Genomic DNA, 7,793 nt, shown 5'->3' on the forward strand with positions numbered 1-7,793 from the left:
GCGTTCAGCGTCGCCGCCGTGCCATAAACGGTTGCGCCCGACGCTGGCGCTACAACCGTGTCATTGCCGGTGGTAAGAGTGTAGTCTGTCATGGCGAGCCCCCTGAAAATGCAACTTTATAGTGTGTCTACAAGGGGCGCCGTCTCAAAGAAATGGCTGAAAGCTGTGGGTATTGAAAATAATTGCTGTTTCGCTCGGCAGCGGACGAGGCTGAGTTATCGACACCGGCGCCCTGGCCGCTTCGGAGACCTCTCTCCGAATCCAACCGATATCCGCACTTGAGCCCTCTACGCCGTGAACGCGCTTCACCGGGGGAACGGCGGTAGGGTCCCTAATTAGAGACTATAGAAGCGATCGACGAAGCTGAAAATCTTGCTCCGCGTTCATTCGTATAGCCCAATTTGGCGAGCTCATCGGCGACCTCACGCAATGAGCGCTGGTGACCCTTCGGCGATCGCCGCCGTAGACGCTTTGCTGTGGCAACCAGCTTTGGGTTTCGCTCCGCCCAGCTCTTCCGGCCTTCAACCTTTCCGACCGCCTCACGCTTGCGCTGACGCGCAGCGCGCAACTTCGCCATCACTTGGCGCACTAACACCGCCGTTGGTGTGTCCTCGATGAAGAAGTCTGGCGAACTCGCGGGAATTAGCGTGATGCCGAGGCTGCGGAGATGATCTGTCCCGCGAGTTGGACCGCCAAGTCTCGCGCAAAGCGATCTGGGCTTTCGACCAAGATGGTCCTGACACCGTTGCCGGCGATGCGGTCGAGCATCGCCGCCAAACCCGGCCGCTCTGCGATCGGGTCTGCACCGCTGACCGCCGCGTCGTAGAACTCGCCGACAAGATCGTACCCGTTGGAGTTGGCGAAGATTTCGATTGCAGCGCGCTGTCGGCGATCACCGTCCTTGTCGGCACCAACGTTTGCCGCTGACGAGGTTCGTAGATATGCAACGGCTTCCACCAGTTTTGTTTTTCGGTTCATAGGCTTAGGCCCCCGTTGTGTACGGATTTCTTGAGAATGCCGTCGCCACTTTCTGTGATGGCAAGACCGATAAAGGGCAGGTCGACGGAACGGGGCTCCTCCAAACTCGATCTATCAGCGTATTGAACTCTTTAGCAAATTTCCACTAGCGGCGAGGTTCGTTACGATCTGCTACGGTGCGAACCTACGTATTGCCAACCCGGAAGTTCATGGCCCCGTGGAGACGTGCCTAAGCTGAACTAGCACCGGGCTGTCGGGATGGATCAGGTGGCGGTTGAGCTTGGCTTGGCCGTCGTCCATAGCGCCGCCATTAGCAATAGCTGTTCAACGGTCCTGGCGAAGACTACGTTGTTGTGATCAAAGCCTTCGTCATGCTGGCAAGCCAGAAAGAAACCCTCAGCCGCCTCGACAGGAGAGGGAGGGGACTCAGCCAGCATCGACCTCCGTCACTCATCCCGCTTTCCTGGATGGCTCGGTCCCATCTTCGATGAGCGGCATGTCGAGGCTTGCGATCTCCGGCATCGCCTTGCCGGCGATGGCCTGCAGGTCGCCAACCATGCCGACCGTCGAGTCGATTACCGATAGGATCTGGGTTTCGCGCTTAGCCCACTGGCGAACCATGAACTTGCGCTCGCTGTCCAGGTCCTTGCGCATGTCGTTGAACTTCTCGACGATGGCTTCTACCCGTTGCCTGAACTTGTTGCCGGTCAGGTAGTGATAGACGTGCTCCATCTTGGTCTGCTGGCCCTGCTGAACTAAGCGGGAGTTGCTAACGTCAATCAGCGCTTGCCGAAGGGCGACGGCCACCGGCAACGCGCAGCGGGGATGGGCAACCCATACGCCGTCCATCAGATCGAACTGCTCGATGTGCTTAGGAAGGGCGTGAGAGATGATGAGGGCCACGTCAGCCCCCGATCGCCGTTGATCGTCGCGCAGCTTTGCGAGCCACCCATCGCTCCAGGCCTTGGTGCGCTTGGTTTCCCAGAGGATAATGCCCGCGGGCTGACCGACCGCGCCATTGACCTGCTGGATCACGTCCGCACCGAGCTCGCCTTTGCCGACGGGCTCAATTGATCGGTTGGGAAACGCCCGCGCAACAATTCCTCAAGCTCGAGCTCCAGGACCTCACCTTGCGATTGCTGCGAGCCTTGCTCGGCCTTGCGTTTCAGCTCCTCGATGGTCCGCGCCATCGACTCGATGGTATGGTCCTTCTCGGCAACCCGCAATCGCGCCGCCTCGTCGGCCTCCTGCCGGGCCTTGACGTGGATCTGATCGACAGAGGCCTGCACCCGCTTTTCAACCGTAAGGTCGAGCTCGCGCTTTTCGTCATCAAGGGCACGCTGCTTGCGCATCAGCTCGGCTTGTTGCTGCTGTGCTTCAGCGAGTTTGACGTTGTTGGATTCTAGGCTCTTGCGCAGTTCCGCCGCTTCCTCGACCTTGGCCTGCAGCTCGGCCGCAGCCGCCTCCCGCGCCTTCTTTCCCTCGGTAGCGACCAGCTGGCTCCGCTCGGCCGCAAGTCGCTGCTTAATTTGGTCGTCGATCGCCTCGCGGTCCTTCAGGACCTGTTCGCGCTCCTGCCGCAGGGCCTCGGTCTTCCGAGTAATTTCCGCATCCTTGGCGGCCAACTGCTCCTGGAAACGCTGCCGGGTCTCCGCGAGGAGGGGGGCCGCCAGTGACTCGGTAAGCCGGATTTCATGGTTGCAATTCGGGCACTGTAGGGTGGGCTCAGGCGCGGTGCCGGCCGCGGTCGCTTTAAAGCTCATGAGTCCTCCCTCTGGTTCCTCGCGCTCACGCTGCCGGAATAAACGTGATCCGCCCAGCTTCGCCGCGCTTGCGATGCGGCTTTACCGTGATTTCCACATCCTGGTCGAAGGCTGTAAGCATGCACATCAGCTTTTCCACTGAAACCAGCGTGAATTGCCCACGGAGTACCTTGGACAGTTCCGGCTGCTTCATGTCCACCAGCTTTGGCGCATCTACCTGGGTGATCTCCCACTCGGCGATTAGCCGCTTTAACTGCATCACTAGTGCAGCTTGAAGCTGATGCTCCTCGGCATCGGGCAGGCCGAGATCAGCAAAAATGTTTCCCGAGCCCTTGGTGTGGGCGGGCAGCTTATTCTTGGTGCTCATCATTGCTCTCCCTTTGTTGCCTTGTGAAAGGCCTCGGCTTTGCGCAAGCGCTGCCGGACCAGGCCTATGTGCCGTTGCGGGGTCGCAATCCCGCTGGTGGGGTTTCCGGAATGCGTGAAGGACATACAGGACGCCCTCCAACCATGTTGTGTAGACGGTCCGATACGTACCGCCGTCAAAGTTGTCGCGAATCTCTAAAAGCCCGCCAAAGACAGGCGAGGGGACGGGGACTCTAGTGGACTGCGAAGAAATTTTGCTGATCCTGGTGCCAAGTCAGCCGGCAACCTCGACCCACAGACCAACACTCCCGCCGGCAATCGGTTGGTGTCTAAATACAGCCAATGACTTTCGTAGCATGCGGAGCATCGCTCTATTGAAAGTTGTGCCGCGGTCGGTGAGAATGTGCCGAGGGGAGGGGCCATGGTTTTCAAATTCAGTGATACCGCGCCTTTGGGCGACAATTTTGCAGCATACAGTGCAGAGCTCGAGCAGTTGGACGCAACGCTTGGACCTGTTCTAGCGACCCGCCTTAATGACCTCGCCGCCTGTGCGGAGCCGGCCCTGATTTGGGACGAGCTTCTCGCTGCGCTAGCGAAAACGCCGAAGGCACCATGAGCGGCTGGTTTCTGGAACGCCTCGAGATCGAGGGTGTGCGCGGCATCAACAATGAGGGTGATCCTCTGGTGTTGAGTTTCGCGCACGATGCCGTCAACTCCGTTTCCGCGCCCAACGGCGTCGGCAAGAGCTCGATCTTTGACGCACTCACATACGCATTGCGCAAGAAGATTCCGAAGCTCGACGAGTTGCCGGCGACGGAAAGCGGCGGTTCTTACTACCTGAACCGCTTCCATTCAAAAAACACGGGAACGATCCGTTTGTCAGTGCGGCCAGACGGCGGAGGGGCGCCTGTTTCGCTCACCATAACCCGCAACGCCCTCGGCGTTCGCAAGGTGACTTCCCCAGCCAACATCGACGGCGAGAAGCTTCTGGAATCCCTCAACCGCGATTTCGTCCTGCTCGACCACAAGACGCTGCAGTCCTTCATCGATGATAAGGCCCTCGACAGGGGGCGAGCCTTTGCGGGCTTGCTTGGACTCGCCGCATACTCGACCCTGCGTCAGATACTGCAAGGGCTTGCCAACACGCGAGCCTTCAACAACCACTTCGAGGTTAAAGTCCTGACCCAACAGGAAACCTCCTTGAAGGCAACGATTGCCAAGCAGCAGGCTGAGGCGGTCGCGGCGTTTCAGTTGCTGACGCAGGCCTCCCTCCATGAGCAGAAGGATCACGCGGCAGCGGTCGCAAAGGCCCATGACGCGTTGCACCAGATCGCGGTTCTCATGCCGCACTGCGCCGGCAAGGGCTTTGCCGATATAGCACTCGACGACTGCGTGGAGTCGATCAAGAAGGCCGAAGGAGGCGATGGTCCGGCGCGCCTGGCTGCGTTGCGAGGCCAGGAGACCACGTACACAAGCCAAATCTCGATGGGACCGACCGATGGGGACCATCAGCAATTGCTCGCGCTCGCGCAACAGCGCGACACTGCGCTGTCGAAAACCGCTGGCCGGCTGCTGAAGGATCTATACGCCGCGAGCCGCGCCGTCCTTGTGGATGACGGTTGGCCGAACAAGAACAAGTGTCCGGCTTGCGAGCATGAGGGCTCCGGACCTCTGCTACCCGGCTTAGATGTACGTCTGGCCGCATTCCACGAGCTCGAGGACTGCACGGTCAACATCGACAGCGAATGGCAGGCCAAGTCCTGGGGCCATATGCGCAAGCTGGAAGAAGCTCACGCCGTCGGGGACGAGAAGCTCCTCTTCGCTACGCTTGCCCACAGGGCTGAATTGGCTCTAACGGCGGCCGACGTTGCAGATCTTTGGACTTGGCGAAACACGTTGATCGACCGAGCGTCGGCGGCCCTCCAGGACACAAAGACCAAACGCGAGGCGCTGGAGAAGGAACTTCCGGCGTCCCTCGTTGCGGTTACGACCGCAGTTGAGGCCGCCAGACGCCTGCAGAAGGCATGGAATGAAATCGAAGGCGCGCAGGCCTCTCTCAAGAAAGTCATCGGCAAGCTTGCGGCCATCATGCGGATCAAGACCTTCCTAGACCGGGCGAGTGAGACCTTCGCTACCGCGGAGGCGGATCTTTCCAAGCGCCGGTTGGCCGCCGTCGAGCCCCTGTGTCAGAAGTTCTTCGGCTCGATCATGTACCAGCCTGTCAAGCCGTCGCTGGCCAAAGCCGATGGTGCCGAGGCTCTTTCTATCGGTCTGTCCGAGTTTTTCACGCTTAAGAACGTGTCCGCGCAGGCGCTCCTCTCTGAGAGCTTCCGCAACGCGTTTGCCGTGTCGGTCTACCTGGCGGCGGCGACGCTTTATGGAGGCGAGCCAAGGTTCGTGGTTCTGGACGATGTGACCTCCAGCTTCGACGCCGGGCACCAATTCCACCTGATGGAGCTCATTCGTACCCAGTTTGCGCGTCCTATGCAGGCTGATGGGCCACAAGTCATTCTCCTGAGCCATGACACCCTCCTCGAGAAGCTTTTCAACCGCAACAGCGGCCAGGGCTGGCGACATCAACGGTTGGAAGGGACAGCCCGCACGGCCGTGTTGCCGCAATCTGATGCCGTCAATCGTGTTCGTGATGCCACTTTGCGGTTCCTGCTGGCCGGCCAGATCGACGACGCGGCGCCGCGACTTCGCCAGTACCTGGAGCATCGGCTACTGGAGATCATCCAGAAAGTGAAAATCCCGGTTCCGATTGATTTCGCGCTCGACGATAACAATAAGCAGGTAGGCAATGCGGTAGCCGCGATCGAGGCGGCCGTGAAATTGCACAAGGCCGCCGGCGATCTGATCCTGGATGCAGCGCAGCAAGCGGGCCTACAGGCGCATATGGCCAGTATCACCGGCAATTTCGTGGCCCACTACGCGACGGGGGCGACCAACGCGTTCTCCAGCCCATCCTTGCAGGGCGTGATGCAAGCGATCGACACCTATGCCGAATGCTTCATGTGCGAGGATCCGCCTGGCAGCGGCATCAAGCGCTTCTACCGCTCACTGAATAGACGATGATGCGGCTTCATCGCCCCGGTTTAAGTCGGAGAATCCGCAGGTAGAATCTGAACTATGTCTACTTAGAAGGGGTGGCGACCAGCTATGTCTCCTGTCAGCGCCATGTATGTCGGCCGATCTAAGGAGTTTGAGAGGCTGAAATCTCTCCTGATTGGAGACTTTCCGCGAAGCGTCGTCGTGACGGGCCTGGGTGGGATTGGAAAGACGAGCTTTGTTCAAATGTTTGCCCACGCCGCTGCGGATTTATTTCCCGGCGGCGTTGAGTTCTTAAGCGCGCCACTCCACGAGGCCAGGGCCGCACAGCCCATTGAGCTACCGGCGCCCATCGACGCCCGATTTCTATTGGTAGTCGACGATCTCGACAGGGTGTCATGGGAAGCTCAGTCTCGGTTGATGAAGCAGCTTGACGAGGCTCACTTCCGGCATCCAAATCTTCGAAGCATCGTGATTTCGCGTGTCCAACTCGCACGTATGTCCTCCGAGCAGATCGTGTTGGGCGGCCTGGATGAGCGAGAGTTCTACCTGCTTGCTAACAACGTCGCTGAGGAGATGGGGGCGTCCCTCCAGCTGAAAGACCTTCAACTGCTGCGAGAAATCTCACAGGGGCACCCCGCAATTGTGAGTTTGGCGCTGCACGAGCTCCGCAGCGGTCGAAGCGATGCCATAGGTGAGATACTCCGTCACCTGCGAGGTTTTCGAGCAAATGGCCTTGTGGGGCCTGACGGCAGGCCGCTGAAGGGCGATTCCAAGCGGCAGGTCATTGTTGACGTCAGCACGGCCAACGATGAGATCCTCAAGCTTCTGAAGGCCAAGCCAGAAATGGTGAGGAGCCTACCGCCCCGCAAGTTTGAAGAACTGGTCGGAGAGATCCTAGCCAAGATGGGCTACGATATCACATTGACACCCGAAAAGAGGGACGGTGGATTCGACATCTATGCCGCACGAAAAGAAGGATTAGGGCAATTCCTCTATTTGGTCGAATGCAAGCGATATGCTCCTGCGCACAAAGTGGGAGTCGAGATCGTGCGATCGCTTCATGGGGTTCTTCAGGCCGAGCGAGCGACTGCTGGCGCAATCGTCACAACGTCATTCTTTACGTCAGGGGCCAAGGAATATCAGCAGCGCATTGAACACCAGATGCAGCTACACGACTACATCACGCTTCAGAACTGGATAAAAGGACTCCCGCTCACTCGAAATTAGCAGAACGAATTTCGAATATTCCATCATGTTATGCAGAACGTGCCGCAGCTTCGGCTGCCTTAGTCGGTGAAAGAATCGGTCCACACCTACGTAGGGGTGGGCTGGCGTTGCGGCCGGCAGCGGTCGGGCACCACAGGGAGGCGGATCACCGCTCCTCTGCACCAATCGCCCTAAGCGTCTGAAGTCTATATACTTCTCGACCAAAACGAAGAGCCTCTCTTATCGAAGCTACGGCCGCAAGCTACGCCTTGCCAGCGCAAGTAGGGATCTGCGTCGCTGATCGAGAATAGGCTGACGGCTCTGGAGCGGGTTTAGGCGCGGCGTGTGCGAGGTACGCCTCCGATGGGGGCCGTCTTGCGTGAGGGGTGGTAATTCGCGAAGCGTGTGACCTTAAGTCTAGCTTTAAGG

The 7,793-nt window shown here is 59.0% G+C and carries 5 protein-coding genes and 2 pseudogenes; 3 read left to right on the plus strand and 4 right to left on the minus strand.

Annotated elements, in window-relative coordinates; genetic code table 11:
• Positions 1-642: 642 nt before the first annotated feature.
• The 4 genes and pseudogenes from AC0L21_RS26675 to AC0L21_RS26690 form a co-directional block, all read right to left on the minus strand.
• Complete coding sequence (locus AC0L21_RS26675) at positions 643-978, minus strand: recombinase family protein (protein WP_473264706.1); 336 nt, start codon at positions 976-978, stop codon at positions 643-645.
• 450 nt (positions 979-1,428) lie between these two features.
• Positions 1,429-2,741, minus strand: a pseudogene (locus tag AC0L21_RS26680) (DUF2130 domain-containing protein).
• 25 nt (positions 2,742-2,766) lie between these two features.
• Positions 2,767-3,108, minus strand: coding sequence for a helix-turn-helix domain-containing protein (locus AC0L21_RS26685; RefSeq protein ID WP_473264707.1), 342 nt, complete (start codon positions 3,106-3,108; stop codon positions 2,767-2,769).
• Between the two features lie 153 nt (positions 3,109-3,261).
• Positions 3,262-3,369: pseudogene (locus AC0L21_RS26690) on the minus strand (hypothetical protein); the annotation flags it as partial.
• Positions 3,370-3,528: 159 nt separating this feature from the next.
• Between AC0L21_RS26690 and AC0L21_RS26695 the strand changes: the two are divergent.
• From AC0L21_RS26695 to AC0L21_RS26705, 3 genes are all read left to right on the plus strand, one after another.
• Positions 3,529-3,723 carry a hypothetical protein gene (locus AC0L21_RS26695; RefSeq protein ID WP_473264708.1) on the plus strand — a complete coding sequence of 65 codons (195 nt, stop codon included), beginning with the start codon at positions 3,529-3,531 and terminating at the stop codon, positions 3,721-3,723.
• Positions 3,720-6,182, plus strand: coding sequence for an AAA family ATPase (locus tag AC0L21_RS26700; RefSeq protein ID WP_473264709.1), 2,463 nt, complete (start codon positions 3,720-3,722; stop codon positions 6,180-6,182). The genes AC0L21_RS26695 and AC0L21_RS26700 overlap by 4 nt, the downstream gene beginning before the upstream one ends.
• 84 nt (positions 6,183-6,266) lie before the next feature.
• Entirely contained in the window at positions 6,267-7,385 is a 1,119-nt protein-coding gene (locus tag AC0L21_RS26705; protein WP_473264710.1) for a restriction endonuclease, read from the plus strand.
• Positions 7,386-7,793: the final 408 nt, after the last annotated feature.

The sequence above is a fragment of the Bradyrhizobium sp. WSM4873 genome, assembly GCF_055811355.1.